Source organism: Spiroplasma endosymbiont of Lariophagus distinguendus, assembly GCF_023846195.1.
Lineage (GTDB): Bacteria > Bacillota_I > Bacilli_A > Mycoplasmatales > VBWQ01 > Spiroplasma_E.
Map to the genome: position 1 here is coordinate 1 of NZ_JALMUW010000188.1, position 528 is coordinate 528.

The following is a 528-nucleotide window of genomic DNA, read 5'->3' on the forward strand; positions in this document are numbered from 1 at the left end:
ATAACAAATTATATTGATAGTAATAAAATTGAAAAATGATTTAAATCAGATTCAACAACAGAAGAGTTATTAAATACATTTATTCAAACAGATAATTTAAATGTTGTACTTGTTCCATCTTGAACAGAACTTGCCAATAAAGTTTTATCTGAATTAGATAAAAATTCTTTTGGAGTAACAATATTTATGAAAAATATTCAAAAAATGCAAGGGGTACTAAGTGAAATATTTGACTATATTTTTTTTGATACATCACCAAAAGCAGATAAATTGCTTACAAGTATGTTATTAGCTTGTGATTCTATTATTGTTCCAATTGAACCGCATTTGTATTCATATCAAGGCATTGATGTTATGACTAAACCATATCAAGAAGCTATCAATTCAATTAATAGTTTTGGTGGGTCATTAACAAATAACATTAAATATTATTTTGTTAATAAGGTAAAAAAAGCAAAATTTCATGATGTAATGCTTGAATTAATTGGCAAATCAAATATTGATGATAAATTATTAAATACGATGATT

At 23.9% G+C, this 528-nt stretch carries 1 protein-coding gene; it reads left to right on the forward strand.

Annotation, left to right across the window (positions count from 1 at the left end):
- On the forward strand, positions 1-528 hold a 528-nt coding region (locus M0D11_RS06465), incomplete at both ends, for a ParA family protein (RefSeq protein WP_252321170.1).